At 68.4% G+C, this 26,998-nt stretch carries 19 protein-coding genes; 13 read left to right on the top strand and 6 right to left on the bottom strand.

The genetic code is table 11. The features are described from left to right. Positions 1-3: 3 nt before the first annotated feature. Positions 4-909: a class I SAM-dependent methyltransferase gene (locus NS2_RS27115; protein WP_235263996.1), complete on the bottom strand. Its 906-nt coding sequence runs from the start codon at positions 907-909 to the stop codon at positions 4-6. A gap of 130 nt (positions 910-1,039) precedes the next feature. Here NS2_RS27115 and NS2_RS27110 point away from each other — a divergent pair, with 130 nt between their 5' ends. From NS2_RS27110 to NS2_RS27100, 3 genes are all read left to right on the top strand, one after another. Next, positions 1,040-1,435 carry a hypothetical protein gene (locus NS2_RS27110; protein ID WP_036548052.1) on the top strand — a complete coding sequence of 132 codons (396 nt, stop codon included), beginning with the start codon at positions 1,040-1,042 and terminating at the stop codon, positions 1,433-1,435. Between the two features lie 207 nt (positions 1,436-1,642). After that, positions 1,643-1,855 carry a hypothetical protein gene (locus NS2_RS37905; RefSeq protein WP_230464173.1) on the top strand — a complete coding sequence of 71 codons (213 nt, stop codon included), beginning with the start codon at positions 1,643-1,645 and terminating at the stop codon, positions 1,853-1,855. A 56-nt stretch (positions 1,856-1,911) separates the two neighbouring features. Further along, positions 1,912-3,270 (top strand): TerD family protein, encoded by a 1,359-nt coding sequence (locus NS2_RS27100; RefSeq protein WP_033090195.1) that lies wholly within the window; start codon positions 1,912-1,914, stop codon positions 3,268-3,270. A gap of 12 nt (positions 3,271-3,282) precedes the next feature. Here the strand turns inward: NS2_RS27100 and NS2_RS27095 are convergent, their stop codons facing one another. After that, on the bottom strand, positions 3,283-4,377 hold the full coding sequence (locus tag NS2_RS27095; protein ID WP_036548055.1) for a TerD family protein: 1,095 nt from the start codon (positions 4,375-4,377) through the stop codon (positions 3,283-3,285). Between the two features lie 264 nt (positions 4,378-4,641). On the opposite strand from NS2_RS27095, the gene NS2_RS27090 reads away from it, so the two are divergent. The 3 genes from NS2_RS27090 to NS2_RS27080 all read left to right on the top strand — a co-directional run bounded on the left by NS2_RS27090 (position 4,642) and on the right by NS2_RS27080 (position 13,111). Continuing rightward, positions 4,642-5,274: a GNAT family N-acetyltransferase gene (locus tag NS2_RS27090; protein ID WP_033090193.1), complete on the top strand. Its 633-nt coding sequence runs from the start codon at positions 4,642-4,644 to the stop codon at positions 5,272-5,274. Positions 5,275-5,405: 131 nt separating this feature from the next. After that, positions 5,406-11,756 (top strand): type I polyketide synthase, encoded by a 6,351-nt coding sequence (locus NS2_RS27085; protein ID WP_147207326.1) that lies wholly within the window; start codon positions 5,406-5,408, stop codon positions 11,754-11,756. After that, complete coding sequence (locus tag NS2_RS27080) at positions 11,753-13,111, top strand: aminotransferase class I/II-fold pyridoxal phosphate-dependent enzyme (protein WP_033090191.1); 1,359 nt, start codon at positions 11,753-11,755, stop codon at positions 13,109-13,111. Before NS2_RS27085 ends, NS2_RS27080 begins: the two co-directional genes overlap by 4 nt. Here NS2_RS27080 and NS2_RS27075 read toward each other — a convergent pair. After that, the gene (locus NS2_RS27075; RefSeq protein WP_045439087.1) at positions 13,084-14,334 is read right to left on the bottom strand and encodes an MFS transporter; all 1,251 of its coding nucleotides are present in this window, start codon (positions 14,332-14,334) and stop codon (positions 13,084-13,086) included. The genes NS2_RS27080 and NS2_RS27075 overlap by 28 nt on opposite strands. A gap of 103 nt (positions 14,335-14,437) precedes the next feature. Between NS2_RS27075 and NS2_RS27070 the strand changes: the two genes are divergently transcribed. After that, positions 14,438-15,316, top strand: coding sequence for a LysR family transcriptional regulator (locus NS2_RS27070; RefSeq protein ID WP_036548061.1), 879 nt, complete (start codon positions 14,438-14,440; stop codon positions 15,314-15,316). A 694-nt stretch (positions 15,317-16,010) separates the two neighbouring features. Here the strand turns inward: NS2_RS27070 and NS2_RS27065 are convergent. Beyond that, a complete protein-coding gene (locus NS2_RS27065) occupies positions 16,011-18,299 on the bottom strand; it encodes a molybdopterin-dependent oxidoreductase (RefSeq protein WP_147207325.1) in 2,289 nt (762 codons plus the stop codon). A 110-nt stretch (positions 18,300-18,409) separates the two neighbouring features. Here NS2_RS27065 and NS2_RS27060 point away from each other — a divergent pair, with 110 nt between their 5' ends. The 6 genes from NS2_RS27060 (at position 18,410) to NS2_RS27035 (ending at position 24,226) form a co-directional block, all read left to right on the top strand. After that, positions 18,410-19,051, top strand: a complete 642-nt coding sequence (locus NS2_RS27060; RefSeq protein ID WP_228102714.1) for a TetR/AcrR family transcriptional regulator — start codon at positions 18,410-18,412, stop codon at positions 19,049-19,051. Further along, a complete protein-coding gene (locus tag NS2_RS27055) occupies positions 19,048-19,902 on the top strand; it encodes a 3-hydroxyacyl-CoA dehydrogenase (RefSeq protein WP_033090188.1) in 855 nt (284 codons plus the stop codon). Before NS2_RS27060 ends, NS2_RS27055 begins: the two co-directional genes overlap by 4 nt. 58 nt (positions 19,903-19,960) lie before the next feature. Next, positions 19,961-21,724 carry an oleate hydratase gene (locus tag NS2_RS27050; RefSeq protein ID WP_033090187.1) on the top strand — a complete coding sequence of 588 codons (1,764 nt, stop codon included), beginning with the start codon at positions 19,961-19,963 and terminating at the stop codon, positions 21,722-21,724. A gap of 164 nt (positions 21,725-21,888) precedes the next feature. Then, on the top strand, positions 21,889-22,305 hold the full coding sequence (locus tag NS2_RS27045; protein WP_033090186.1) for a nuclear transport factor 2 family protein: 417 nt from the start codon (positions 21,889-21,891) through the stop codon (positions 22,303-22,305). 76 nt (positions 22,306-22,381) lie between these two features. Then, complete coding sequence (locus tag NS2_RS27040; protein ID WP_033090185.1) at positions 22,382-23,185, top strand: SGNH/GDSL hydrolase family protein; 804 nt, start codon at positions 22,382-22,384, stop codon at positions 23,183-23,185. Between the two features lie 84 nt (positions 23,186-23,269). Next, entirely contained in the window at positions 23,270-24,226 is a 957-nt protein-coding gene (locus NS2_RS27035; protein ID WP_033090199.1) for a PLP-dependent cysteine synthase family protein, read from the top strand. Here the strand turns inward: NS2_RS27035 and NS2_RS27030 are convergent. After that, a complete protein-coding gene (locus NS2_RS27030) occupies positions 24,208-24,783 on the bottom strand; it encodes a TerD family protein (RefSeq protein ID WP_033090198.1) in 576 nt (191 codons plus the stop codon). The genes NS2_RS27035 and NS2_RS27030 overlap by 19 nt on opposite strands. 330 nt (positions 24,784-25,113) lie before the next feature. Next, positions 25,114-26,868, bottom strand: a complete 1,755-nt coding sequence (locus NS2_RS27025) for a hypothetical protein (protein ID WP_228102713.1) — start codon at positions 26,866-26,868, stop codon at positions 25,114-25,116. Positions 26,869-26,998: the final 130 nt, after the last annotated feature.

The following is a 26,998-nucleotide window of genomic DNA, read 5'->3' as shown; positions in this document are numbered from 1 at the left end:
GTACTAGAGGCGTTCAGCTTCGTCGAGCGCACGCCGCGCGGCCAGGATGCGGGCCGAGCCGCCGCCCGAGGCCAGGTTCGGGATAGGGGTTCCGAGGTATTCGTCGATCAGCTGGGACAGGGTGCGGTGGTCGACGGTGTCGAAGCCGAGTGAGCGCAGCAGGTCCTCGAACTCGGCCGGTTCGAAATAGGTGCGGAAGGGCTCGTTGATTTTGGCGATGCGCTCGGCGCGCAGGCGCAGGGCCTCGCGCTCGGCGGAATTGGTTCCGGGGCTCAGATAGTCTGCCACCACCTGGACCGGCCGGGCCTGGCCGGCAATGAATCGGAGGGTTTCCTCGACGGCGTCGCGGGTCAGGTACATGACCACGCCCAACCAGACGAATACGGCCGGTTCGTCGCGGCGGAATCCGGCGGCCGCCAGACCCGCGGCCAGGGTGCCGGTTTCGAAATCGACGGGCGCGAAGGTGACCGAATCCGGAATCTCGATTCCCGAATCGGCGAGCAACTCGAGCTTCCAGCGCTGCGTATCGGGATGATCGACCTCGAAAACCTGAACTCCGGCATACGGATTTCGGTAGCCGAAGGTGTCGAGACCGGCCCCGAGAATGACGACCTGCCCGGTGCCCGCCGCCACGGCGCGGGCCACGATCTCCTCGGCGAACCGGGCTCGACCGGCCAGGAAGTACCGCCGTCCGCGCCGACGCGGATCCTGCCCGCCGGGCTGATCGAGCATGGCGGTGTCGAGTTCGGCCAGCCGTTCCGGCGTCACGCCCAGAATTCGCGCGGCCAGCGGATCGGTGAAGATCCGCGGCTCGCCCGAAAGCTGGTGATAGGCACGCGCGTACGCGGTTGCCATGGCTGTCCGGCTGGCCTTACCCGTCTCCATATCGGCCAGCCTGATTCGGCTCACAATCGGCGGAATATGAGAAATGGCTCACTCCGGCCCGCGGGTTACCGATACGCACACCGATTCGAGTGTTTCCATACCGGCGGTATTGTTTCCGGCGCTCTTCAAGCTCTACCGAACAGGCAGGATCGAAATGACAATGCGGCGTTGGACCGTCGGAGGAACTCTCGCGCTCGGTGTCGTCGGTGCGGCGCTGGGCGCGAGCCCGGCCTCGGCCGCCCAGGTGAACGCGAATCCCGCCGAGGGCTATGCCAGCGTGGATCTCTCGCCCGCCGAAACCGTCGTGCTGGCGAATACGCCGGTGCCCGACTGGATCGACCAGGTCTCCACCCCGCAGCACCAATTCGTGGACCCCGCCTGGTACTCCAGCACCCCCGAATTCCAGGACCGCAACGGCGGCTGGCACTCCTACTACACCTTCGCCGAGCTCTGGCGCGAGGCCGCCCGCCATCCGGGCGGCAGCGTCACCGTGTGGGTGACCGACCCGGCTCGGTTCGACGGCTTCACGGTTCAGCTGCGGCAGTACTGATCCGGATCGACCGAAACGGCCCGTCTCCCACCGGGAGCCGGGCCGTTTCCGTTACCGGCGGGTAGGGTCTCGGGGCGTGGAGAAGTCCGCCGTCAAGGCACTGCTGTTCGACGTCCAGGGGACGGCCACCGATTTCCATTCGACCATCCGGACCGCGGCCGCCGCGGCGGGCGGGCCGGGTCACGACTGGTCCGGCTTCGTGAACAAGTGGCGGGCAGCCTATTTCACCGAGACCTCACAGCAGCCCGAGCAGGGGCCCTGGGTCAGCGTGGGGCCGCCGCCGCACTCGGATTCCGCACCGCGTTCGTGGCCCGGCCGCTGGAGTACGGGGATCCGGCCCTGGGCGATGCGGAGTTTTCGGACGAATTCGATATCAATGCCGTGGATTTCCTGGATCTTGCCGACCAGCTCGGCTGCTGAGGAGCGGCCGGGCTCCTAGAGTGGCAGGGGGACGTTTCGCTGCGGGAGGATCGGCTTTGTCCACAAATCTGGTCAAGGGTCAGAACGGGGCGGTCAGCGCCGCGGAGGTGGTGGTCTCGGTGCGGGTCGCCGCCGCGGCCGAGCTGTCCGCGCTGCTGGTGACCGAGCACGGCAAGGTGCGCTCGGACACGGATTTCGTTTTCTACAACCAGCCTTCGGGCCCGGGGGTGCGGCTGCGCAACGGGGTGTCCGGGCAGCCCGCCGAACTGGTGGTGTCGCTGGCGCAGGTGCCCGCGGAGATCACCCAGATCCGGGCGGTGATCACCCTCGACCAGGCGGGCGCGACCTTCGGGCAGCTCGCGCCGCCGGTCGCGGTGGTGGCCGATCAGGGCGGAAATGCCCTGTACGAGTACAAGATCGAGGACTTGCAGAGCGAATCGATCGTGATCGCGGTCGAGCTGTACCGGCGGTTCGGGACCTGGAAGGTGCGCGCGGTCGGGCAGGGCTACGCGGGCGGCTTCGCCGCGCTGGTCACCGATCACGGGGTGACGGTCGAGGACGCGCCGCGGCCCGCGCCCACCCCGGCCGCGCCACCGCCGCCCCCGCCCCCGTCCGCGGCCTACCCGCCACCGGTCGAGCCCACCTACGTGACGCCGAGCTCGCCGTACCCCACCCAGCCGCCGCCGTATCCCGCCCCGGCTCAGCCGTATCCCGCGCCGCCGCAACCGTATCCGGCACAGCCGCAGCCGACTGCGCCGTATTCCAGTGCACCCCAGCCCATTCCGGCCCCGCCCGCGCAACCGCCGGCCGCGGGCGAGCTGTCCCGGGGACGGCCGGTCAATCTATCCAAGGGCCAGCGCGTCACCCTGCGCAAGGAGGGCGGAGTCGCGTTGACCCGGATCCTGATGGGTCTGGGCTGGGCTCCGGCCAAGCAGAGCGGACTGTTCGGGCGGCGGGCGGCCAATATCGACCTGGATGCCTGGGTGGCCATGTTCGCCGACCGGCATCTGGTGGATGTCGCCTACTACGGGCAGCTGACCTCCAAGGACGGTTCGATCCGGCACTCGGGCGACAATCTCGTCGGCGGGGGCGGCGCGAACGACGACGAGCAGATCCTGGTGGATCTGAGCCGCGTTCCGCAGCGGGTCAATACGCTGCTGTTCATCGTCACCTCCTCCCAGGGCCACACCTTCGAGCAGGTCAGCAACGCCTACTGCCGGTTGGTGGACGACACCACGCACGCGGAGCTGGCGCGCTACGCGCTGGCGGGCGGCATGGCGTTCACCGCGATGGCCATGGCGAAGGTGTTCCGCTCCGGCGGCGAGTGGCGGCTGGAGGCGATCGGCGAGGGCTTCCAGGCCCAGCATCCCGGCGAGGCGGTGCCGCAGCTGGGCCGCTTCATCACCGTGTCCTGACCCGGGCGCGGATCAGAGGAACCGGATCACCTGCGCGGCCGCCTCGACGGGGTGGCCCGCCTCGATCGGGTGGCCCAGGGCCTGCACCTTCCAGACGCCGTCCTCGCGATGCACCTTCGCCACCACCATGCCGGTGTGCGCGCCGCCCGCGCTCAGATTCGACCGGGTGAGCTCGGTATTGGTGGTGCCGTCGATCAAACGCCAGAACGAATTACGCACCCGCTCGAAGGTGTGCCCCGCGTAGGAGGTGATGACGAAGACGATGGCGGTGACGTGCGAACCGACCCGGGTCAGGTCGACGGTGATGACCTCGTCGTCCCCCTTGCCCTCACCGGTGAGATTGTCGCCGGAGTGGCGGATGGCCCCGTCCTTGGTGACCAGCTGCCCGAAGAACGCGGCGTCCACGAGATCCTGCCCGGCGTAGACCAGGGCCGAGGCGTCGAGATCGATCTCGGCCGGGCGCGAACCCCATTTGTGCTGCACCTGGATCGGATCCCAGCCCAGCCCCATCTTCACGAAGGTCAGGTCGGTGCCCTGGCGCCGCAGCGCGACGGTGTCTCCGGACTTCAGCACCGGCGCGATGGCGGGCGCGGTCGGGCGCATCGGCTGTGCCGAATTGCTCACGGCCACACCGTGATCGGCAAGCAGGGCGGCGAAGCCGCGGGGATGCCCGAACCCGATGGCGCGGGCGTACCAGCCGTCGTCGCCGCGGTCGAGATCCACCGCCGCGACCGTGTTCTCATTGCTCAGATCGTCGATCACGTACTCGTAGAGCGGGTTTCCCCGCTCGTCGGCGATGGCGATGTGCGGGGCCGGATGATCGCCGAGCCGCCCGTCGCGATCGTCGAGGGTCATCACGATCCGGATGTGCGCCACCCCGGGCGGCACCGATCGCAGGCTCACGGCGACGGCGTTCTGCCCGGGCACCAATTGGATTCCGGGCCCGGAGGGCTGGTTGTAGAAGATCAGATCGGTGTCGCCGCGCACCGTGCCGCGATCGGTGAGCAACAGGGCGGAGAGGTCGATCCCCGCGCTGAAGTGCACCGTCACGGTGATGTCCGCGACGCCCAGTTCACCGGTCTGCCCCTTGGTGAGAAGTGCGGCCACGCTCCCACTCTATGGGAATGCCCGGTCACCCGGATGCAACGAAGCCATATCGCTTTCACGCGCGCGAACCTTAGAACATGTTTCAACTCGGCACCATCCCCCGGTGAATCGTTTTATGCCACAAGGCGAATCGGTCGCATGATCAATAACTTAGCGGTAGCCTACTCGACAGTAACGAACGTGGTTACCGTTGGGTAAGGTTCAAACTGGGCGGTTCGTCGGCGTGGTCGGGCGCTCACGGACCTGAAAACGTAAGGGACTGTTTTGGTTCAGTCGGGTGATCCGGTCGTACGCCGCGCCACCGAAGCCGACATCGAGGACATGGTCCGGGTGCTCGCCCTGGCCTTCGAGTCCGACGATCCGATCGAGGAGTACGTCTTCCCCGATCTCGCGGTGCGCCGCAAACGCGCGCCCGGCATGATTCGCGTCCTCATCAAGCATCGCTATCTGCCCGCCGAGGGGGCCACGGTGGCGCTGATCGACGGCAAGGTCGTCGGCGCACTGCTGTGGATTCCCGGCGGTTACCGCAGTCCCCGCTGGCGCGAAGCCATTTCGGGCCCGCAACTGCTGTGGGCCATGGGCGCCGGGGCCACCGTGCGCGGCATCGAGGCGGATGCCGCCATCGCGGGATCCGCGCCCGCCGAACCGCACGACTACATGGTCTATCTGGGAGCCGATCCACAGGTGCAGGGCGCGGGTGTGGGCCGCGCACTGACCAACCGGCTCATTGCCGACGCCGACGCGCACGGGCGCGCGGTATGCGGAATCTGCAAGGACGACAACGTTCGCTACTACCAGCCGTTCGGCTTGCAGCCGGTGGACCGGACCCGAATCGGGAGCAAGGGTCCGGAACTGAACTTCATGCTGCGACCGGCGGCACGGGTCGGCGCCAGCTGACACCGGCACGGCACGCACCCGGACCGCGGATCACGGTCCGGGCGTCGCCGCCTTCGCCGGAGCGATCCGGCCATGGAGAAATCCAGCCTCGGGGGGAATCCAGGTTCGAAATGTTTTGCCGAGGAGACGTAGTGTCTGACATTGCCATTGTCGGAATCGGGTGCCGCTACGCCGGTGGTATCGATTCACCGGAGTCGTTCTGGGACTTCATCATCAACAAGGGCGACGGGGTCGTGGAGATTCCGTCCGACCGCTGGGACTACCGCCGCTACTACGATCCCGACCGGCGCACGCCGGGGCGCATGTACACCAAGCGCGCCGCCTTCATGACCGGCGATCCGTGGGCCTTCGATCCGGACTTCTTCGGCATCTCGCCGCGCGAGGCCGCCGCCATGGATCCCCAGCAGCGGCTGATCCTGGAGATCGCCTGGGAGGCACTGGACGACGCGGGCATCGCCGGAACCGTCTCGGGCGCGCCGATCGGCGTCTACGTCGGGGCCTTCACCCTCGACCAGATGGCCATGTCCAATACCAATGCGGCCCTGCCGTTCGTGGACATGCACACCGCCGCGGGCGCGTCGTACACCATGATCTCCAACCGGATCGCCTACGCGCTGAACATGGTCGGTCCCGCGCTGACGGTCGACACCGCCTGCTCGTCCTCGCTGGTGGCCTTCCATCTGGCCTGCCAGGCCCTCGGCAACGGCGACTGCACGGTGGCGCTGGCGGGCGGCGTCACCATGCTGCTGCAACCGGAGCCGTTCGTCTCCATGTGCAAGGGCGGCTTCCTGGCCGCCGACGGGCGCAGCAAGCCCTTCGACGCGAGAGCCGACGGCTACGGGCGTGGCGAGGGCTCGGGCATGGTGGTGCTCAAGCGCCTGGACGACGCCGAGCGCGACGGGGACCGGATCTACGCGGTGGTCAAGGCCACCGGGTCCAATCAGGACGGGCGGACCACCGCCATCACGGTGCCGAACGCGGATCTGCAAGAGGCACTGGCCAAGACGGTGCTCGAGCGGGCCGGGGTCGCGGCGCACGAGGTCACCTACGTGGAGGCGCACGGCACCGGCACGCCGGTCGGCGATCCCCTCGAGCTGCGGGCCATCGGCAATGCCTACGGGCGGGTCGAGGGGCGGAACGTGCCGCTCGGGGTGGGGTCGGTCAAGGCCCAGCTGGGCCACACCGAGGCCGCCTCGGGCATCGCCAGCGTCATCAAGTCGGCGCTGGCCATCACGCATCGGACCATCGCGCCGCAGGGCTGGCTGAACGAGCCGAATCCCGATATCCCGTTCGAGGAGCTGGGTCTGGCGCTACAGCTGGACGCACAGCCGGTGCCGGCGGACACGCGGATGACGCTGGCGGTCAACGGTTTCGGCTATGGCGGCACCAATTCGCACGTGATCCTCCAGGAGTACGTCCCGGGTGAGACCGCTGTGCGCGAGCCCAGACACTATGGCGTGCTGCCGATTTCGGCCCGCAACGAGACCGCAGCCCGTGAATTGGCCCGTGGTTTCGCCGAACTCATCGCGGCCGGGGCCGAGCCGGGCCACCTGGCCGAGGCGGCATGGACGCGCCGCCAGCACCACGGGGTGCGCGCGGGCCTGACCTTCGGCGACGACACCGACCTGGTGCGCGCGCTGGTGGAGTTCGCGGGCGGCGAGGGCCGCACCGCAAAGGTGATCTCCCGCAAGGTGCCCGAACCGGTCTTCGTCTTCACCGGCCTGGGTCCGCAGTGGTGGGCCATGGGCCGCCGACTCCTCACCGGTGAAGGCGTTTTCGCGGCCGAGACGCAGCGGGTGTTCGCCGCCGAGGCCGAGCGCATCGACGCGGTGTTCCGGGAGATCTCCGGGTGGTCCATCGTCGAGGAGCTGCTGCGCCCCGAAGAAGAGTCGCGGGTCACGTCCACCGCGGTGGCCCAGCCCGCCAACTTCCTGATCCAGGTGGCGCTGTTCGCGCTGCTCGACTCGCTCGGCATCCGGCCCGCCGCCGTGGTCGGCCACAGTGTGGGCGAGGTGTCGGCGGCCTACGTCACGGGCATGCTCTCGCTGCGGGATGCGTTGCGGGTCAGCTATCACCGGGCCCGGTTGCAGGCCACCACGGCCGGGTCGGGCGGCATGCTCGCCATCGGCCTGCCCCAGGCCGCGGCGCTGGAACTGATCGAAGGCGACGCGCTGGTCAGCATCGCCGCCGTCAACAGCCCGAGCGCGGTCACCCTCGCCGGTGATGAGCAGCGTCTCGACAAGATCGCCGAATCCCTCACCGAGCAGGGCGTTTTCGCGCGTCGACTCCAGGTCGAGGTGCCCTACCACAGCTACCTCATGGACCCGATCCTCGACGAGCTGCGCACCGCGCTGGCTGACCTCGAGCTCGCTGAGCCGCGAATTACGCTGTGGTCCACCGTCACCGGCGCACGCGTCACCGCGGGCGACTGGACCGCCGAGTACTGGTGCGCCAATGTGCGCCAGCCGGTGCGCTTCGCCGATGCCATCACCGACCTGGTCGGCGCGGGCAGCCGGGTGTTCCTGGAGGTCGGACCGCATCCGGTGCTGGGCGCGAACATTCGCGAAATCCTCATCGGCGCGGGCGAGACCGGCACCACGATCGCCACCCTCAACCGCAAGCAGGACGACGACGAGAGCGTGCGCCAGACCCTGGCCGGGCTCTACGCGGCGGGCGTGCTGGATCTGGACGCCCTCTTCGGCGATATCGTCACCCGGCACGTGGACCTGCCGCGCTATCCGTGGCAGCGCACCCGGATGCGCGTCGATCTGGTCGGCATGCAGCAGCTCAAGTACGGCACGCCCGGCATGTACCGGATGCTCGGGGACCCGCTGCTGGAGGATCCGACCACGGCCTGGCGCATCCAGCTCAGCGTGGGCGATCTGGAATGGCTGGCCGACCATGTGGTGGGCGGGTCCCGAATCCTGCCCGGCGCGGCCTATCTGGACGCGGCCCTGAGCGCGGCCGCCCTGCGCACCGAATCCGGCCGGGTCGCCGTCGAAGACGTGCGGTTCCTCGCGCCGCTGGTGGTGGACGAGGGCATGGCCCCGGTGGTGGAGCTGCACGTGGAGGAATCCACCCGGCGCTTCACCATTCGCTCGCGGGAGCCCGCGGGCACCAGCTGGACGATCAACGCCACCGGCCGCCTGGTCGAGGGCGCGTACGAGGCCACCAAGGCCGAGGTGCCCGACCTCGAGGAAATGCTCCCGATCGATCCCGACGCCTACTACACCGCCTTCGCCGCGCGCGGACTGGACTACGGCCCGGCCTTCCGCCGTGCCACCGCCCTGCGGGTGAGCGGCAATACCGTGGTCGCCACCCTGAATGCCGAGATCGCCCGCGACAGTGGCCATCTCGTCCATCCCGCCGTGGTCGACGCGGCCGTGCAGTGCTTCGGAGCAGTCCTCGCCGCCGCCCCGAATGCCGGACGCGGCGCGCTGGTTCCGGTGGCCGTCAACGAGGTTCGGGTGTTCGCGCCGCTGCCCGACGAGGTGACGGTGGTGGCGCGACTGCACAGCGCCGCCGAGCTGACCGCGGACTACGACCTGCTCGACGCGGAACAGAACGTGGTCATGAGCATCATCGGGCTGCGACTGGGTGACATCAACCCGGATCGCGTTGCGCTGCAACGGCTCACGGACTACTTCTACGAAGACCGCTGGGACATGCGGGAACCCGTGGATATCACCGCGCTGCCCTCCCCCGACACCGCCTACACCCTCGCCATCGACTTCGCCGCCGAGGCGAGCGCCCGCGCCACGTTCGCCGCGAGCACCACCGCACACGGTGAGGTGCTGGTCGTCGGTGATCCGAACCGCGAGGACCTGGAAGCCGTTGTCCACGAACGACTCCAGCAGATCGTGGCGCTCAACGGGGTCGAGCGCACCCACGTGGTGCTGGTGGCCGGTTCGGAATACGCGGACCTGGACGCGCTGTGGGCGCTGCGCCGGGTGGCGGTCACCACCGAGGGCTTCCTCGAGGACTGGTTGCAGCGCCGCGGCGACGAGATCCCCATGACCGGTGACGGTTCCCTGCACATCACCCTGGTCACCGAGCGCGCGTTCGCGCACCCGGACGAGGACGCCGCGCCCGACCCGGCGCACGCCGCCCTCGCCGGGGCCCGGCGGGTGCTGCTCAATGAGCAGTCGCGACTGCGCTGGCGGCTCGTCGACGTGGATCCCGAAGTGGCCGAGGCGGAACTGGCCGCCGAGCTGGCCATCCCGGGCGCGTTCACCTACGACCACGCCGACGAGGTGGTGCTGCGCAACGGCCTGCGCTGGGTGACGGTGGTCGCGGCCACCCTGCCCGACCGGCTCGAGGCCCTGGACCGGGCCGAGCCGCTCACCGATCCGGAGGCGAATTTCCGCCTGGAGCTGCCCAAGTCGCGGGTGCTGTCCCGACTGGCCTGGCGGCGCTGCGAGCGGCGCGCGCCCGAGGCCGAGGAGGTCGAGGTGCGGATCCTGGCCGTCGGGCTCGGCTACAAGGACCCGCTCAAGGTCATCGGGGTGCTCGGCGAGCGCGAGATGACGGGCACCTTCTACGGCACCGAACCGGGCATGGAGGCCGACGCCGTGGTGGTCCGGATCGGTTCGGACGTCACCGATCTGACCGTGGGTGATCGGGTGTTCGTGACCTCCAAGGGCATGATCTCCCGCTTCCACACCACCGACGCCAGCCTGGTCAACCGCGTCGCCGACGGCACCGAGGTGGGCCAGTGCACCAGCACGGTCGCCTTCGCCACCGCCGAGCACTCGCTGCTGGAGCTGGCGCTGGTGCGCGCGGGCGATGTGGTGCTGGTGCACGGCGCGGCGGGCGGCGTCGGGTCGGCCGCGGTGCAGATCGCGAAACTGCACGGGGCCACCGTGATCGGCACCGCGGGCAGCGACACGCGCCGGGCCTACGTGCTGGCACAGGGCGCGGATCACGCTCTGGACTCGCGGTCGCTGAACTTCGCCGACGATGTTCTGGGCCTCACCGACGGCCGCGGCGCGGACGTGGTGATCAGCACCGCGCCCGGGGAGATCCTGCGCCGGAACTTCAAGGCGGTGGCCGAGTTCGGGCGCATCGTGGAGATCGGCAAGGCCGACATCTACGGCGGCGGCGTGCTCGAACTGGCGTACTTCGACAAGAACCTCTCCTACCACTCGTTCGACCTGGACCGCATGCTGGCGCTCAAGCGCCGGGCCACCGGCGAACTGGTGCAGGGCGTGCAGGAGAAGCTGGCCGCGGGCACCTACCGGTACCTGCCCTACGAGGTCTACGACACCGCCGATGTCGCCAGGGCCTTCGAGGACGTGGCGCGCTCGACGCACTTCGGGCGCATCGCGGTGAGCCTGGAATCGCAAGCGCCGCTGGTGCGTCCGCTGATTCCGGCGGTCAGCGTGGATCCGGCGGCGAACTATCTGATCACCGGCGGCTTCGGGGCCTTCGGGCTCGCGGTCGGGCGCTGGCTGACCGGGCTGGGCGCGCGGCGGCTCACGCTGCTCGGGCGCGGCGGGGCCGGCACCGAAGCCGCGCGCACCCAGCTGGCCGCGTGGCAGGAGCAGGGCGTCGAGGTGGTCGAGGAACGGGTGGACGTCACCGACGCCTACGCCATGACCGCGCTGATCGCGCGGGCGCACACCGCCGAACATCCGCTGCGGGGTGTCTTCCACACCGCGGGCACCCTCGATGACAAGCGGGTGCCCGACATGACCCGGGACAGCCTGGAGAAGGTGTACCGGCCCAAGGCCGAGGGCGTGATCGCACTGCGGCGCGGCCTCGAGGCCGCCGGGGCCGAGCTCGACATGTTCGTGCTGTTCTCCTCCGGCAGCACCATTTTCGGCAGCATCGGCCAATACGCCTACACCGCGGCCAATCTCGCGCTCAATGCGACCGCGGACGTGGTGGCGCGGCAGGGCGGCAAGGCGCTGTCGGTGGGCTGGGGCCACATGTCCGGCGGCGGCATGGCCGACGACGAGTACGTGTCGAAGTATCTGCGCACCGCCGGTTTCGATCCCATCGACATGGCGGAGGGCACCGAGTACCTCGGGGAGGCGCTCGGACTGGGCATCCACCACCAGGTGGCGATCATCCCGATCGACTGGTCGCGGGTGGCGGCGACGGTGTCCTGGTACGCCATGACCGGGCGCACCGCCGAACGCATCGCCGCGGCGGTCGAGGACAATTCGGCGGCCGCGCAACTGGTCGCGGTGCTGCGCGGGCTCGACGAGCAGAAGCGGGCCGACGTGGTGGCGCACATGCTGGCCGAACAGCTGGCGGTGGTCATGGGCGTGGACGCCGACTCCATCGATCTGACCGTGCCGGTGCCGGAACTGGGCCTGGATTCGCTGATGGCGGTGGAATTCGGTGCGCTGGTGAGCAAGACGCTGGGCGTGGACCTGATGTCGATGAAGGTCGGCCGCTCGTTCACGCTCCAGCAGGCCGGTGCGCGGGCCGCCGAACTGCTGGTCGGCGGGACCACCGAGGCGGCGCCGGCATGACCGAATCGGCACGCGATCTGGCTCGGAAACTGCTGGCGGGCAATGGGATCAAGGAAATCAAACAGTCGGTGGCCACGGCCTCGGCGGCCAAGCCGGCGCGCGCGGTCCGCGGCCCGGGCAAGCAGTTCGCCGATCATCCCGAGGTGGCGGCGGCCGTCGCGAAACGCGCGGCCATCGCGGCCATCCACGAGCAGTCCGGGATGCCCAATCCGCTGTTCCTGCCGCGAGACAGCGCCAATGACACCGTGATTCGGGCGCTGGACACCGAGCTGGTGAACTTCAGCGCCTACAACTACCTGGGGCTGTCCAGTCATCCCCAGGTCGTGCGGGCCGCCCAGGAGGCCCTGGACCGGTACGGTGCGTCCGCGTCGGCGAGTCGCATTGTGTCCGGGGAGATTCCGCTCTACGCCGAACTCGAGCAGCGGCTGGCCGGGATCTACGAAGTCGGCGACGCCATGGTGACCACCAGCGGGTATCTCACCAATGCCGGTGTGATCGGATTCCTGTTGCGCGAAGGCGATGTGGCCTTCTGCGACAGCCTGATTCACGGCAGCGTGGTGTCGGGCACGCAGTGGGCGGGGTGCCGCCGGATCAACTTCCGGCACAACGACCCCGAGTCGCTGCGGTCGGTGCTGAAGATGTCGCGGTCCGGGTTCGATCGGGCGCTGGTGGTGCTGGAGGGCCACTACTCGATGGACGGCACCGTCGGGCGGGTCGCCGAATTAGCGGCCGTCGCACGGGAATTCGACTGTGCGGTCATGGTGGACGAGGCGCATTCCTTCGGCGTCTTCGGCCCGACCGGGCACGGCATCCGCGAGCACTACGGCATGGCCGGGGCGGAAGTGGACATCTGGATGGGCACGCTGTCCAAGGCGCTGGGCAGTGTGGGCGGCTTCATCGCCGCCGACGCCGACCTCATCGGCGCGATGAAGGCCACCGCGCCGGGTGTGGCCATGCTGACCGGTGCGCCCGCGCCCTCGGGCATCGCGGCCGCGCTGGCCGGGCTGGAGGTGCTGGAGGCGGAACCGGATCGGGTGGCCCGACTGTGGCACAACGCCCGGCTCTTCGATGCCGCGCTGCGGGAACGGGAGCTGAATCTGGGTGACTCCCAGGGCACGCCGATCCTGCCGGTGATCGTGCCGGGTGAGATCCAGGCGGGCTTCGTCTCGTCGACCCTGTTGCAGCGCGGCGTGTACGCCGGGGCCATCTCGGCCCCGGCGGTGCCGGTCGGCAAGGAACGGCTGCGCTTCTTCATCACCTCGGAACACACCGAGCGGCAACTGCTTTCGACGGCGGACCTGCTCGCCGAGGCGATCGCCCTGTCGGATCAGCTGCCCGCGACCATCGCGGGCTGAGTGACGTCGGCGCGCTGTGGGCGGAGTGCGAACACCGCCCACAGCAGCAGCCCGGCCATCGCGGAGGCGGCACCGATGCCGCAGACCAGCGCCCAGCCGCCCGCCTGATACGCCACACCCGCCGTCACCGAACCCGCGACGCCGCCGAGGAAGTACGTGACCATGTAGGCGGTGGTCAGGCGGCTGCGCGCGGCCGGGTCCAGGGCGTAGATGGCGCTCTGATTGGTCAGATGCGAGCCCTGGATGCCGAAGTCGAAGACCAGCAGCGCGGCGATCAGCGCCACCACGCTGTGCCCGCCCCAGGCCACCAGCGCCCAACTCGCCAGCAGCACCAGCCAGGTCAGCGTCGTCACCTGGCGCAACCGGCCCCGATCGGCCATCCGGCCCACCACGGGCGCACCCAACGCGCCGAGCACACCGGCCAGGCCGAACAGGCCGATGGTGAATTCCGAATAGTGGTAGGAACTTCCGCGCGAACCCGCGAGCAGGAAGGCGATGGCCGTCCACACCATCGAGAAGCCGGCCATCACCAGGAATCCCAGCGCCATCCGCTGACGCAGCACCGGGTGCCGCCGGATCAGCGCCGGAATCGACGCCAGCACCTGCGGGTAGCTCTCACCCGACGCGGCCCGGGGTGTGGCGGGGGCCAGCAGATACACGCTGATCGCCATCACCACCTGGAGTCCGGCCGCCACCAGCAGCACCGAACGCCAGCCGCCGACCTGCGCCACCGCACCGGACAGCACGCGCGACAACAGGATTCCCAGCAGCAGCCCGCTCATGACCGTGCCGACCACCTGCCCGCGCCGCTCCGGATGGGCCAGCGCGGAGGCCCACGGCACCACCACCTGCGCGGCCGAGGCGGTCACCCCGGTGGACACTACACCGGCGAACAGGACCGGGAGGTTCGGCGCGAACGCCGAAACCAGCAGGGCCGCAACGGATGCCACCAGCAGGGCCGGGACCATGCGGTGGCGGCGCAGGAAATAGCCGAGCGGGACCAGGAAGGCCAACCCGCACAGGTAGCCGATCTGCGCGGCGCTGACGAGCAGGGCCGCGGTCGCCGTGGAAATGCTCAGCTCCCCCGCGACCTCGTGCAGCAGGGGCTGCAAGTAGTAGTTACCGGCCGCGGACGAACCGGCCGTTGTCGCGAACACCAGCACCGTGGTCCGGCTCAGCGCGGTCTCGACCTCGGGCCGGGCGTCCCGCGAACGGCGGGTCATCGAAGTAGTCACCAATTCATGGTCACGACCTCGCAGGATCAACAAAAGCGATACTTTTCGATGGTGCCATCTGTTCCATAGATAGCACCGGTACGATCCGCTCATGGAGCTGCGTCAGATCGAATGCTTCCTGGCCTGTTGCGACCACCGGTCCTTCACCGCCGCCGCCCGCGCCCTCCACGTGGTCCAATCCGCCGTCTCCACCAGCGTCGGCAAACTCGAACACGAACTCGGCGTGCGCCTTTTCGACCGCACCCCCCGCACCCTCGAACTCACCGAATCCGGCCGCGCCATCATCGCCCCCGCCCGCGCCCTGCTCAGGTCCCGCCGCGACATAGTCGACGCCATCGACGCCGCCCAGGGCGAAATCCGCGGCGAGGTCGTCGTCGGCAACCTCATGAACATCCACAACTTCGACCTGGCGGGCATCATCGCCGACCTACACCAACGCTTCCCCTCGGTCACCCTCCGCATGCGCCAGAGCATCTCCGGCATGGCAGGCAACCTCGCGGGCCTACGCGACAACTCCCTCGAACTGGCCCTCCTCGCGGGCCGAACCGCCGAATTCCCCGGCATCACAACCCATCTCATAGTCGAGGAAACCCTGGTCCTGTGCACCGCCCCCGACCACCCCCTCGCCGGCCGCCCCTTCCGCCCCACCGACCTCGAAGGCGTCCGCTTCATCGACTACCCACCCGGCTGGGGCATCCGCTCCATCGCCGACGAACTCCTCCCCACCCGCCACCCCGTCATCGAAGTAGCCGACCAAGCCTTCGCAATGGAACTGGCCGCCAAAAACTTCGGCGTAGCCCTGGTCCCCCTATCAGTCGCACGCCGCTCCCCAACCATCCCCCACTCCAACCTCACCCCCCACCCACTCCCCTGGAAACTCTCCGTCGGCCACGCCACCAACCGCACACCGTCCCACGCAGCCCACACCATCCTGGAGGCCCTGACCGCAAATACCCGCCGCACCCAGTAACAGACGCCCGGCGAAGTTCGCTCGGGTGGCGTTCTCGTATCGGTTCCCGCCGATAGCGGTATTCGGTCGGTAGTATCCGGGGCGCCGTATGCGCCTGGCCTGCTGTTCCGCACGATGGGATCCGAGGAACACGGTATGGACTATGCGAGAGCAGTGCGAATTTCCCCGATGCTGTTGATTGCGTCGGCCGGAGTCGCCCGCCCGCACGGAACCAGTTGCGGGAGCGGCCGGGCGGGTGCTCGCTCACCGCGACCCGAGCGCTCGCAACACGCGCCGCGGGCCCGCCGGCGAGTACACGAACGTGCCGAGTTCCGGTTGATCGGCGGCATCTTCCGTAAGCCTTTCGGATCGAGGATCACTCGCCATTCCCTGCCCGGGGCGGCGAGATCCGGCTGATGCGAAGCGCCGCATTTACACTCGGGCCGTGGATAGAGAAGTGGGTGCCGTCTGGGAGTTGCGGCGGCGGACAACGGTTCTCGCGCGATGACCGGTTCGCATGGTGGGCCGACCGGCGCGACCGTTTTCGCGACAGCCAGCCCTGACCAACCACGGCGATCTATGCTGCCGCCCACAATTTCGCACCAGATCAGCCCGCTACCCCGAACACCAGAACAGCGGCGCGAGCCACGGCCTCATCGCTGATGTCGAGCTGCCGCACGCGCGCAACCGGGTGGCAATCAGCCTTGGGTTCGGGTCAGGGGTGGGCGATTCGGGGTGGGCCGGTGATGGTCAGGGGTGGGAGTTCGCCGGTGTAGGGCTCGATTTCTACCAGGGAGAGTTGGCCGGTGCAGCCTTGGCTGAGGCGGGAGGTGCCGCGGTCGTTGGTGAGTGCGTTGGGGTTTCCGTGGCGGCAGAAGGTGGGGTCGGTGGGGTCGGGGTCGTACCAGGCGCCGGTGGAGAGTTGGGCGACGCCGGGGCGGATGGCGTCGGTGATCACGAGGCCGGCCAGGCAGCTGCCGCGGTCGTTGTAGATGCGGACGATGTCGCCTTCGGTGAGGCCGCGGGCGGCGGCTTCGGCGGGGTGGAGGCGGAGCGGGTCGCGGCCGGAGATTTTCACGGATTGGCTGTGTGCGCCGATGTCGAGTTGGCTGTGCAGTTTGGTGCGAGGTTGGTTGGCTACCAGTTGAAGTGGGAATCGAGCGGCCTCGAGGCTGCCCAGCCATTCGTCGGGTTCGAGCCAGACGGGGTGGCCCGGGCAGTCGTCGTAGCCGAAGCCCGCGATGGTTTCGGAGAAGATCTCGATGCGGCCGCTCGGGGTGCGAAGCGGGTGGGCCTGCGGGTCGGCGCGGAAGTCGGCGAAGGCGATGTGCTCCTCGGCCTCGAGGGGCAGTTCGAGTGATTCACCGGCCCAGAAGGCGTCGTAGCCGGGCAGGTCGTGGCCGCGGTCGCGCAGGCGCTCGGCCCACTCGTCGTAGAGGTGGCGCAGCCATTCCTGCGCCGTGCGGCCCTCGGTGAATTCCTTTCCGACGCCGAGCCTTTCGGCCAGCTCGCCGAACATCCAGTAGTCGTCGCGGGCCTGGGCGTGCGGGCGGGTGAGCGCGGGCATCGGGAACAGGAAGCGGTCGCCCTCGCCCGAGCCGTAGTCGTCGCGTTCGATCGTCATGGTCGAGGGCAGCACGATATCGGCGTGGCGGGCGGTGGCCGACCAGAACGGATCGTGCACCACCACCGTGTCGGGGCGGGCGAAGGCGGTGCGCAGGCGGGCCAGATTCTGGTGGTGATGGAAGGGGTTGCCGCCCGCCCAGTACACCAGCCGGATGTTCGGGTAGGTGCGGTGCTCGCCGTTGTATTCATAGGGCGCACCGGGATTCAGCAGCATGTCCGCGATCCGCGCCACCGGAATGAAGTCGCTGACGCCATTGACGCCCTGCGGCAGCTTGGGCGGCGAGGTGAGCCGCACGGCCAGAACGACATTCGCGGCCGAACCGTACCCGTGCCCGAATCCGCCACCGGGCAGACCGATCTGGCCGAGCATGGCCGCGAGCACGACCCCGAGCCACAGGGGCTGCTCGCCGTACTGGGCGCGCTGCAGGGACCAGCTCACCGTGATCAGCGTGCGGGTGGCCGCCATGTCCCGGGCCAGCGCCCGGATCTGTTCCGCGGCAAGGCCGGTGAGCGGTTCGGCCCACTCCGGGGTCTTGACGACGCCATCCTCCTCGCCGCGCAGATACCCCGCGAATCGCTCGTATCCGACGGTGTAGCGGTCCAGAAAAGCCTTGTCCGCCAGCCCTTCCGCGTCCAGCACCTGCGCCAGCGCCAGCATCAGCGCGGTATCGCTGCCGGGCCGGGTCGCGATCCACTCCGCCCGGGCCTCGGCCGGAATGTCGTCGCGCAGCGGGCTGACGATGACGAAGCGGCAGCCGTTCTCGTGCGCCTGCCCGATCCACCCGCGGATATCGTGCCGGGACACCCCGCCCGGGGACACCGCCAGATTCTTCGGCGACAGTCCCCCGAACGCCACCACCAGCTTCGAATGCCGCGCCAGCACCGACTTGGTGGTGGCCCGCGCCATGATGGTGCCCATATCGGCGAGAATGTGCGGCAACAGCACCGTGGACGCGCCCAGGCTGTAGCTGTTGCGGTGCGAGACATAGCCGCCCAGGCAGTTCAGGAAGCGGTGCACCTGGCTCTGCGCATGATGGAAGCGCCCGGCGCTGGCCCACCCGTAGGAGCCGCCGTACACCGCCTCGGCACCGAATTCGCCGTACACCCTGGACAATTCACCGGCCAGCAGATCCAGCGCCGTCTCCCAGGACACCGGCACGAACTCGTCCGCCCCGCGCTGCGCGGGCCCGGGACCGTTCTCCAGCCAGCCCTTCCGCACATGCGGCTGCGCGATCCGCGCCGGATGATGTTGTGCCGACGCGACATTCTCGATCAGCCGGGTGGGCTCCGGATCCCCCTGCCAGGGCCGCACCGCGGTGAGCCGCTCGCCATCGCTGTCCGCTTCGAAAACGCCCCAGTGGGTGAGATGCGTGGCCATGTGACCAACGTACTCCCGACCGGTGACATCATGACCTTGCGGAATCAGTAGCCCGGAGTACGCTCATTTTTGAGTCCACTCAGTTTTCGCATTCGGGTTGGAGGTGTCCGATGGTCACACCGGTCCGATCGGCGCACGTCGGCCGACGGCAACGCAAGATGCACGACAAGCAGTCGAGGATCTTCGAGGCCGCCGCGGCGCTGTTTGCCGAGCACGGATTCGAAGGAGTAACCACCCAGCAGATCTCCGATCGCGCGGATATCGCGGCGGGCACCCTGTTCCGCTACGCCGCGTCCAAAGGCGAACTGCTGCTGATGGTCTACAACGAGGAGCTGCGCACCGCGCTCGAGGACGGCGCGGCCGAGGCCCGGGCGCGCACCGAGCCCGCCGAGGCGGTCTGGGCCATGGTGACGCCGCTGCTGCGGGCCGCCGAACGGCGACCCGAGAACACCACCGTCTACCAGCGCGAGCTGCTGTTCGGCTCGCCCACCGACAAGTACCGCGCCGAGGGGCTGGCGCTGGTGGCACGGCTGGAGTCGATGATCGCCGAGCGGCTCGTCGCCGACGTTCCCGAGGCGGGCGAAGAGCAGGCCAGGATCGCCGGTCGCAGCATCTTCGCCGTCCTGCACCTGGCCCTGGTGCAACCGTCCACCGGGGCCCATCCCGGTCATGACGCCATGGCGGATCTGCGCTCGCAGATCGCCCAGATTATCGCTGGATTCTCCACATCCCTAGGGAGGCAATGCCAATGAGCATCGATATCCGCAAGGTCACCGTGCTCGGAACCGGCGTGCTCGGTTCCCAGATCGCATTCCAGACCGCGTTCCGCGGATTCGACGTCACCGCCTACGACATTTCCGACGACGCGCTGACCACGGCGCGCACCCGGCTGGACAAGCTGGCGGCGATCTACCGCGAGCAGGTGCCCGGCGGCGGGGACGGCAAGGCCGAGACCACCGCGGCCGACATCGCGCTGAGTTCCGATCTGGCGCAGGCTGTTTCGGACGCCGACCTGGTCATCGAGGCGGTGCCGGAGGTGCTCGCCATCAAACAGGAGACCTACGAGCAGCTCGGCAAGCTCGCCCCCGAGCGCACCATCTTCGCCACCAACTCCTCCACCCTGCTCCCCAGCGCCATCAAGGATTTCACCGGCCGCCCCGACCGGTTCCTGGCCCTGCACTTCGCGAATCAGGTGTGGCACTTCAATACCGCCGAGGTGATGGGCACCGCAGACACCGATCCGGCCGTGTACCGGGCCGTGGTGGACTTCGCCACCGCCATCGGCATGGTCCCGATCGAATTGCACAGGGAGAAGGCCGGATACGTCCTGAACTCCCTGCTGGTCCCGCTGCTGGACGCGGCCATGAACCTGGCCGAGGGCGGCTTCGCCGATCCGGACGCGGTGGACAAGACCTGGCGCATCGGCACCGGCGCACCCGCCGGACCCTTCCAGATCCTCGACATCATCGGCTTGAACACGCCCTACAACATCATGGTCCACGGCGACGAGACCTCCCAGCGAATCGCCAAGTGGCTCAAGGACAACTACATCGACAAGGGCAAGCTCGGCATCGCGACCGGAGAGGGTTTCTACAAGTACTGAGCCGAGATCCACAGCAGGACAGGCACTTCGGGACCGACTTTCAGGGATAGGAGTTCTCATGTACTACAGCAGTGGCAATTACGAGGCGTTCGCCCGGCCGCGCAAGCCCGCGGGGGCCGACGGCAAGACGGCCTGGTTCGTCGGATCGGGTCTCGCCTCCCTCTCCGGCGCGGCGTTCCTCATCCGCGACGGCCAGATGTCCGGTGACAAGATCACCGTTCTGGAAGAGCTGAAACTCCCCGGCGGCGCACTCGACGGCATCAAGGAACCCAAGAAGGGCTTCGTCATTCGCGGCGGCCGCGAGATGGAGAACCACTTCGAGTGCCTGTGGGACCTCTACCGCACCATCCCGTCCATCGAGATCGACGGCGCCAGCGTGCTCGACGAGTTCTACTGGCTCAACAAGGACGACCCGAACTTCTCCCTGGAGCGCGCCACCGTCAATCGCGGCCAGAGCGCGCAGACCAAGAACCTCTTCACCCTGAACGAGAAGGCGCAGAAGGACATCACCAAGATCTTCCTCGCCACCCGCGAGGAGATGGAGGGCAAGCGCATCAACGAGGTCTTCTCGCAGGACTTCTTCGACAGCAACTTCTGGATGTACTGGCGCACCATGTTCGCCTTCGAGGACTGGCACAGCGCCCTGGAAATGAAGCTCTACCTACACCGCTTCATCCACCACATCGGCGGCCTACCGGACTTCTCGGCCCTCAAGTTCACCAAGTACAACCAGTACGAATCCCTGGTTCTGCCCCTCTACCGCTGGCTGCTGGACCAGGGCGTGACCTTCAAGTTCGACACCACGGTCACCGACGTCGACTTCGACATCACCGCCGATCGCAAGCAGGCCAAGCGAATTCACTGGGTTTCGGAAGGCGTCGAAGGCGGCGTCGACCTCGGCCCCGACGATCTGCTGCTGATGACCATCGGCTCCCTGACCGAGAACTCCGACGAGGGCGACCACCACACCCCCGCCGTGATCAATGACGGCCCGGCCCCCGCCTGGGACCTGTGGCGTCGAATCGCGGCCAAGGACAAGGCTTTCGGCAACCCGGACGTCTTCGGCGCACACATCCCCGAAACCAAGTGGGAATCGGCCACCGTCACCACCCTGGATCAGCGTATCCCCGAATACATCCAGAAGATCTGCAAGCGAGATCCCTTCAGCGGCAAGGTCGTCACCGGCGGCATCGTCACCGTCGAGGACTCCAGCTGGCTGCTGAGCTGGACCGTCAACCGCCAGCCCCACTTCAAGGCCCAGCCCAAGGACCAGATCGTGGTCTGGGTCTACTCCCTGTTCGTCGACAAGCCCGGCGACTACGTCAAGAAGTCCATGCAGGACTGCACCGGCGAGGAGATCACCCAGGAATGGCTGTACCACTTGGGCGTCCCCGAAGCCGAGATCCCGGAACTGGCCGCGAATGCCGCCAAGACGGTGCCGGTCATGATGCCCTATGTGACGGCGTTCTTCATGCCCCGCAAGGCCGGTGACCGCCCGCAGGTGGTCCCCGAAGGCGCGGTCAACTTCGCCTTCATCGGCCAGTTCGCCGAAACCAGCCGGGACTGCATCTTCACCACCGAGTACTCCGTCCGCACCGGTATGGAGGCCGCGTACCGGCTGCTCGACATCGAGCGCGGCGTCCCGGAGGTCTTCAACTCCACCTACGACGTCCGCACCCTGCTCGCGGGCATGACCCGCCTGCGCGACGGCGACCCGGTCAGCCTGCCCGGCCCCGAACTGCTCTGGCGCGGTCTCGCAAAGCGCCTGGGCAACAACGAAATCGGTGAACTCCTCACCCAATACGGCGTCATCGGCAAGTAACCCACACACCGATCACCGGCCCGGTCCCCCAGGGACCGGGCCGTTCCGTCGGCCGGGCAACAGATACTCAACTTTTTGACTGAATTGACTCTGGACATCCGATACAGCCCGGCGCTACGGTTCAAGTCTCATATGCAATGAGTTGACTATCGAATCGAGGGATCATGCATCCGTTCCGCAAGGCCGTCGAGGCCCGCGACGAGGCGGCAGTGGAAGCCCTGCTCGCCGACAACGTGGTGTTCACCAGCCCCGTCGCGTTCAAGCCCTACCCCGGCAAGGCGATCACCGCCGCCATCCTGCGCGGCGTCCTGCGGGTGTTCGAGGACTTCCGCTACGTCAAGGAGATCGGCGCGGAGAACGCCGCCGACCACGCCCTCGTCTTCGAGACGACCGTGGCGGGCAAGCGCATCACCGGCTGCGACTTCATCCACCTCGATGCCGACGGCAAGATCGACGAACTCATGGTGATGGTCCGCCCCCTGTCGGGAGCCCAGGCCCTCGCCGAGGCCATGGCCGCACAGTTCGACCGGATCCAGGCCGAAGCCGTGGCCCAAATCGAACGGGAAACGGCGAGCTCGTGAACTGACTCGCGGCGGCCCGCACCGGCCCCGATTTCCTGGGATGATCCACGGACAGTCACCGAAAGGCCGATCCGCCATGACCGATGGCACCTACACCCGCTACGTCGCCATAGGCGACAGCCAAACCGAGGGTGTCGGCGACGGCGACGACCTGACCGGCCTGCGCGGGTGGGCAGACCGTCTGGCCGAACGCCTCGCCCGCACCAATCCCGAACTGCGCTACGCCAATCTGGCGGTACGCGGCAAGCTGGCCCAGCAGATCCGTACCGATCCACTGGACGCGGCCCTGTCCCTGCGCCCCGATCTGGTCACCGTCCTGGCCGGAATGAACGACCTGCTGCGCCCCAACTTCGACCCCGACGCCACCGCCGACCACGTCGAAGCCATGTTCGCCGCCTTCGCCTCGACCGGCGCGGTCGTCGGCACCCTGACCTTCCCCGACGTCGGCAACACCATCCCCCTGGCCCGCCCGATCCGCGGCCGCATCGCGATCCTCAATGACCGCGTTAGCGCCGCCGCCGCGCGGCACGGGGTGATCGTGGCCGAAACCGGCCGGCACGCCGTGGTTTCCGACCCGCGAATGTGGAGTCCCGACCGCCTGCACGCCAGCCCGATGGGCCATCAGCGCATCGCCGACGCCATGGCCGAGGCACTGCGCCTGCCCGGCGCGGACGACGCCTGGACCCGGCCGCTGCACCCCGCCCTGCCCGAGCCCGGCGTGCTGCGCACGGTCGCGAACGAACTGCAATGGGCGGCAACCGCACTCGGCCCGTGGGCGCTGCGCCGCCTGCGCGGCCTGTCCTCCGGCGACGACCGGGTGGCCAAACGCCCCGAGCCGCTGCCGATCCGGAGCGCCGGATCGCCGCCGATTTCGCGCTGACCCCCCGTTCCCGCACTGGAACCGGCTCCCCTGCCGGACAATCGACTCTGAGCCCATGGGGGGCGGGAAGGGTCGGTGCGGACCATGTTCATCGGCGACAATGCCTTGGCGGCGATCGGCAATACCCCGCTGGTGCGCCTGCACCGCGTGGTGCCGGAGGGCTGCGCGGAGATTCTGGTCAAGGTGGAGGGCCAGAATCCGACCGGCAGCATGAAGGACCGCATGGCGCAGGCCATGATCGGCGTGGCCGAGCGTGACGGCCGCCTGAAACCCGGTGGCACCGTGGTCGAATACACCGGCGGCAGCACGGGCGCGGCCCTGGCGATGGTCTGTGCCGCCAAGGGCTATCGGCTGCGCATCGTCAGCTCGGAAGCCTTCAGCGCCGAGAAGCTCACGCAGATGGCCGCATTCGGCGCGGAACTCACCCTGGTCCCGAGCCAGAACGGCATGTTCACCGAGCAGCTGTTCCGCGACATGGTGGCGACGGCCGAACGATTGAGCCGCGAGCCGGACACCTTCTGGACCGATCAGCTGCACAAAACCGACAGCATCACCGGCTATCACTCACTGGGCCAGGAGATCTGGGCCCAGACCGAGGGCCGGTTGGACGCCTTCGTCCAGGCAGTCGGCACCGCCGCCTCCCTGCGCGGCGCGGCGTCACTGCTGCGGTATCACAAGCAGCGCAGGCTGCACGTGGTCGCGGTGGAGCCCGCCGAATCGGCGGTGCTCTCGGGTGGCGAGCCGGGCGCGCACCGCATCGAGGGCATCGGTATCGGATACCCACCGCCGCTGTGGGATTCGAGCCTGGTCGACGAGATCGAGCCGGTCTCCACCGCGGACGCCGAGGCCATGGCCCGCCGCCTGGCCCGCGAGGAGGGCCTGTGCGCCGGGACCTCCTCGGGCGCGAACGTGCTGGCCGCCATTCGTCTCGGCCTGCGGCTGGGCCCGCGAGCGCGGGTGGTCACCGTGCTGATCGACTCGGGCCTGAAATACCTGAGCACCCCCGTGTACCGGCGCGAGGCTCAGACGTTGACGCCGTAATCCCTTGCGATACCGGCCAATCCGGACGCATACCCCTGCCCGATGGCGCGGAACTTCCACTCGTTGCCGTGCCGGTACAGCTCGCCGAACACCATGGCGGTCTCGGTCGAGGCGTCCTCGGAGAGATCGAAGCGCGTCAGCTCGGAACCGGTGACCGCGTCGATCACCCGGATATAGGCATTGCGCACCTGCCCGAAGGCCTGCCGCCGCGTCTCGGCCTCATAGATCGACACCGGGAAGAAGATATTGGTGATGGTCGGCGGCATGGCCGCCAGATCCACATTGATCACCTCGTCGTCACCCTCGCCCGCACCGGTGAGATTGTCGCCGGTGTGCTCGATGGCGCCCTCCGGGGATCGCAGATTGTTGTAGAACACGAAGTGCTTGTCCGACACCACGCGCTGATTCGGCCCGCACGCCATCGCACTGGCGTCCAGGTCGAAATCGGCTCCGGTGGTACTGCGCACATCCCACCCCAGGGCGACCGCCACCTTCGTCAGATTGGGCGCCTGCTTGGACAGTGAGACATTGCCGCCCTTGGCCAGACTGACACTCATCGAACTGCCTTCCCCATGCGATCGGTGTATCCGTTCCCCATCGTCCTCGCGCCGCGGCGGGCCTGCCACCTCGTCGGCGGCGAGTCGATCGGCGAGATCGGCGATCCGCCGCTGCAGCGCCAGCAACTCCACCAGATCGCGGCCGAGCGGCGCGCCCGGGTCGCCCGCCACCGCCCGCACCGCCTCGGCGTGCGCCTCGAAGACCTCCGCCCGCAGCCGCGCGGCCAGGCCCAGCCCATCCACCGCCGAGCGCGAACGCCCCGGTGCCGGCTCCGACCGGGGTTCCCCCTCACCGACCGTCACGCCTCCGAATGTACCTGTACAGCAAGGTCATCCGAGGGATCTCAGGAACTCCGCGAGGTAGCGGCCGCTGTAGTCGGTGAGGCCGTTGTTCTGGACCGCGGCCGCGCCGATGGTATCGATGTGGTTGTAGCCGGGCAAGGTCTGCACGATGGCGGTCTGCGGTACCGGGAACGCCAGACCGGGGCCGAACTGCACGACGCTGTCGCCCGCCCACAGGACCAGGTTCGGCTTGGCGCGTTCCATGGCGTGGTAGCGCAGGTTGCCCGTGTCGCCGGTGCGGGCGCCGCCGTAGCCGGCCGCGATATCGAGGACCACGCGCAGCGGGAAGTAGGTCTCCCAGTAAGCGTAGGGGCCGCCGGAACCCAATTGCCTTGCGACGTCTCGGATGTCGGCCACCTCGTGGCCGGGTGCGGTGTAGGGCACGCCCTGGACGTTGTCGTAGTTCCGCCAGGTGTAGAGCACCGACCGGTCGGATGGCACGAAGCGGTCCTGCGGGCCCGCGGTCAGGCGCAGGTAGTTGCCGAGAATCGGAATCTGGGTCGCCGAACCGGGATTCGGGAAGCTCTTGGGCCGCACCGGGCCGCCGTCGAGCACGCCCATGCCCTGCTGGAGCAACTCGAAATTGCAGGAATTGTTGTCCAGCAGCTCACCCAGCAGCGCGGTATTGGTGAAACGGTAGTCGCGCATGGTGCCGGCGCCGTCAGCGCCATTGGTGGCGAAATCGGCCCAGGTGGGGGCGAACAGGAAATTCAGCGTGGTGTCGATCTCGAAATCGTGCGGAAGATGGCTCAGCAGTCGGCTTTCCCCATCGGGATCGAGATACGCGGCCAGCCCGGCGAGCCGGTAGAGCAGGAATGCCTTGGTGCCGATGACAGGTGTGGAACCGAGAATCCGCGGCAGCATGCCGATGTTCTGGGTCGCCTTCAGGACGTCGTTGACCGGCGAGATGATGGCATTGGTGAGGTCGTGCAGGAACGGCGTGTTCTGAATGGCGACCGGATCCGAGGACACCATGGAGTCCTGGGCGACGAAGGCCGCGCACTGGCTGTATCCGGCGGCATCGGGGTCACCATTGCCGAAGTCCCAGTTCGCGAAGAAGCCGGTGACCAATCCACCCATGGAAATACCGGTGCACACGAACTTGCGTTGGCGCACGGGCTGATCCGGAATCTCGTGCAGCATGATCTCGTACTGATCCCGCAGCACCCGCTCCAGCCCCATCCAGTCCAGCAGCGCCAGGTCCTGAGAAGTCTCGAGCCCTTGGAAAACCCGCCCATCGATGGGCATGCCGTTGAAGTAGTAGTCGACGGCATCGAGGTAGTTCCCGGTCCGCAGCGCGTAGTCGAATCCGGTGGTCTCGTCGAGACATCCGCTGCGCCGCTCCATGGCCCAGAACTCGACCTTGCGACCCAGCTGCGCGGCCGAGCGCACGGTATTGGCGGCGACGCTGTCGGAATTCATCGCCCCGCCGTTGAATCCCTGCTGCTGCACCACCACCGAGTCGGCGGCGGCGGAATCCGCGGGTCCGTCCGCGGCGCGATAGCGGAGGAATCCGGCCCGATCGCATTCCGCCGGATGCGCGGGCGCGTTCCCCGGCAATGGCAGCAGGAAACTGACCTGCGAGACGACCACCCCGTCCCGCGTGTCCAGCACCGTCTCCTGCCGATCGGTCGCGGCGCTCACCGGGGCGGCCGCGTTGGACCGGGCCGGCAGCGGCGACATAAGGGCCGCAAGGGTTCCGGCCGCCACCGCGACCGTCCCCCACCCCATCGAAATTCTCACATCCAGCATCGTGGCCAGCCGCCGTAGCACCGGTCATTGGGCAATACGGAAGTATTCGATCCACCCGGCTGTGAACAATTCCGAATGAGGCGGGAACGGCCTCCAGCACCACACTATTGCGCTAGTGTCG

Source organism: Nocardia seriolae NBRC 15557 (assembly GCF_007990715.1).
Classification (GTDB): domain Bacteria; phylum Actinomycetota; class Actinomycetes; order Mycobacteriales; family Mycobacteriaceae; genus Nocardia; species Nocardia seriolae.
The sequence above is the reverse complement of the archived record's forward strand: the minus strand, read 5'-3'. Positions and strand labels throughout refer to the sequence as shown.

Bases quoted from the DNA above. Each gene is read 5' to 3' on its own strand.
- NS2_RS27110 (WP_036548052.1), top strand. From the start codon at position 1,040: ATGACAATGCGGCGTTGGACCGTCGGAGGAACTCTCGCGCTCGGTGTC.
- NS2_RS27080 (WP_033090191.1), top strand. From the start codon at position 11,753: ATGACCGAATCGGCACGCGATCTGGCTCGGAAACTGCTGGCGGGCAAT.
- NS2_RS27075 (WP_045439087.1), bottom strand. From the start codon at position 14,334: ATGACCCGCCGTTCGCGGGACGCCCGGCCCGAGGTCGAGACCGCGCTG.
- NS2_RS27070 (WP_036548061.1), top strand. From the start codon at position 14,438: ATGGAGCTGCGTCAGATCGAATGCTTCCTGGCCTGTTGCGACCACCGG.
- NS2_RS27065 (WP_147207325.1), bottom strand. From the start codon at position 18,299: ATGGCCACGCATCTCACCCACTGGGGCGTTTTCGAAGCGGACAGCGAT.
- NS2_RS27060 (WP_228102714.1), top strand. From the start codon at position 18,410: ATGGTCACACCGGTCCGATCGGCGCACGTCGGCCGACGGCAACGCAAG.
- NS2_RS27055 (WP_033090188.1), top strand. From the start codon at position 19,048: ATGAGCATCGATATCCGCAAGGTCACCGTGCTCGGAACCGGCGTGCTC.
- NS2_RS27050 (WP_033090187.1), top strand. From the start codon at position 19,961: ATGTACTACAGCAGTGGCAATTACGAGGCGTTCGCCCGGCCGCGCAAG.
- NS2_RS27045 (WP_033090186.1), top strand. From the start codon at position 21,889: ATGCATCCGTTCCGCAAGGCCGTCGAGGCCCGCGACGAGGCGGCAGTG.
- NS2_RS27040 (WP_033090185.1), top strand. From the start codon at position 22,382: ATGACCGATGGCACCTACACCCGCTACGTCGCCATAGGCGACAGCCAA.
- NS2_RS27035 (WP_033090199.1), top strand. From the start codon at position 23,270: ATGTTCATCGGCGACAATGCCTTGGCGGCGATCGGCAATACCCCGCTG.
- NS2_RS27030 (WP_033090198.1), bottom strand. From the start codon at position 24,783: ATGAGTGTCAGTCTGGCCAAGGGCGGCAATGTCTCACTGTCCAAGCAG.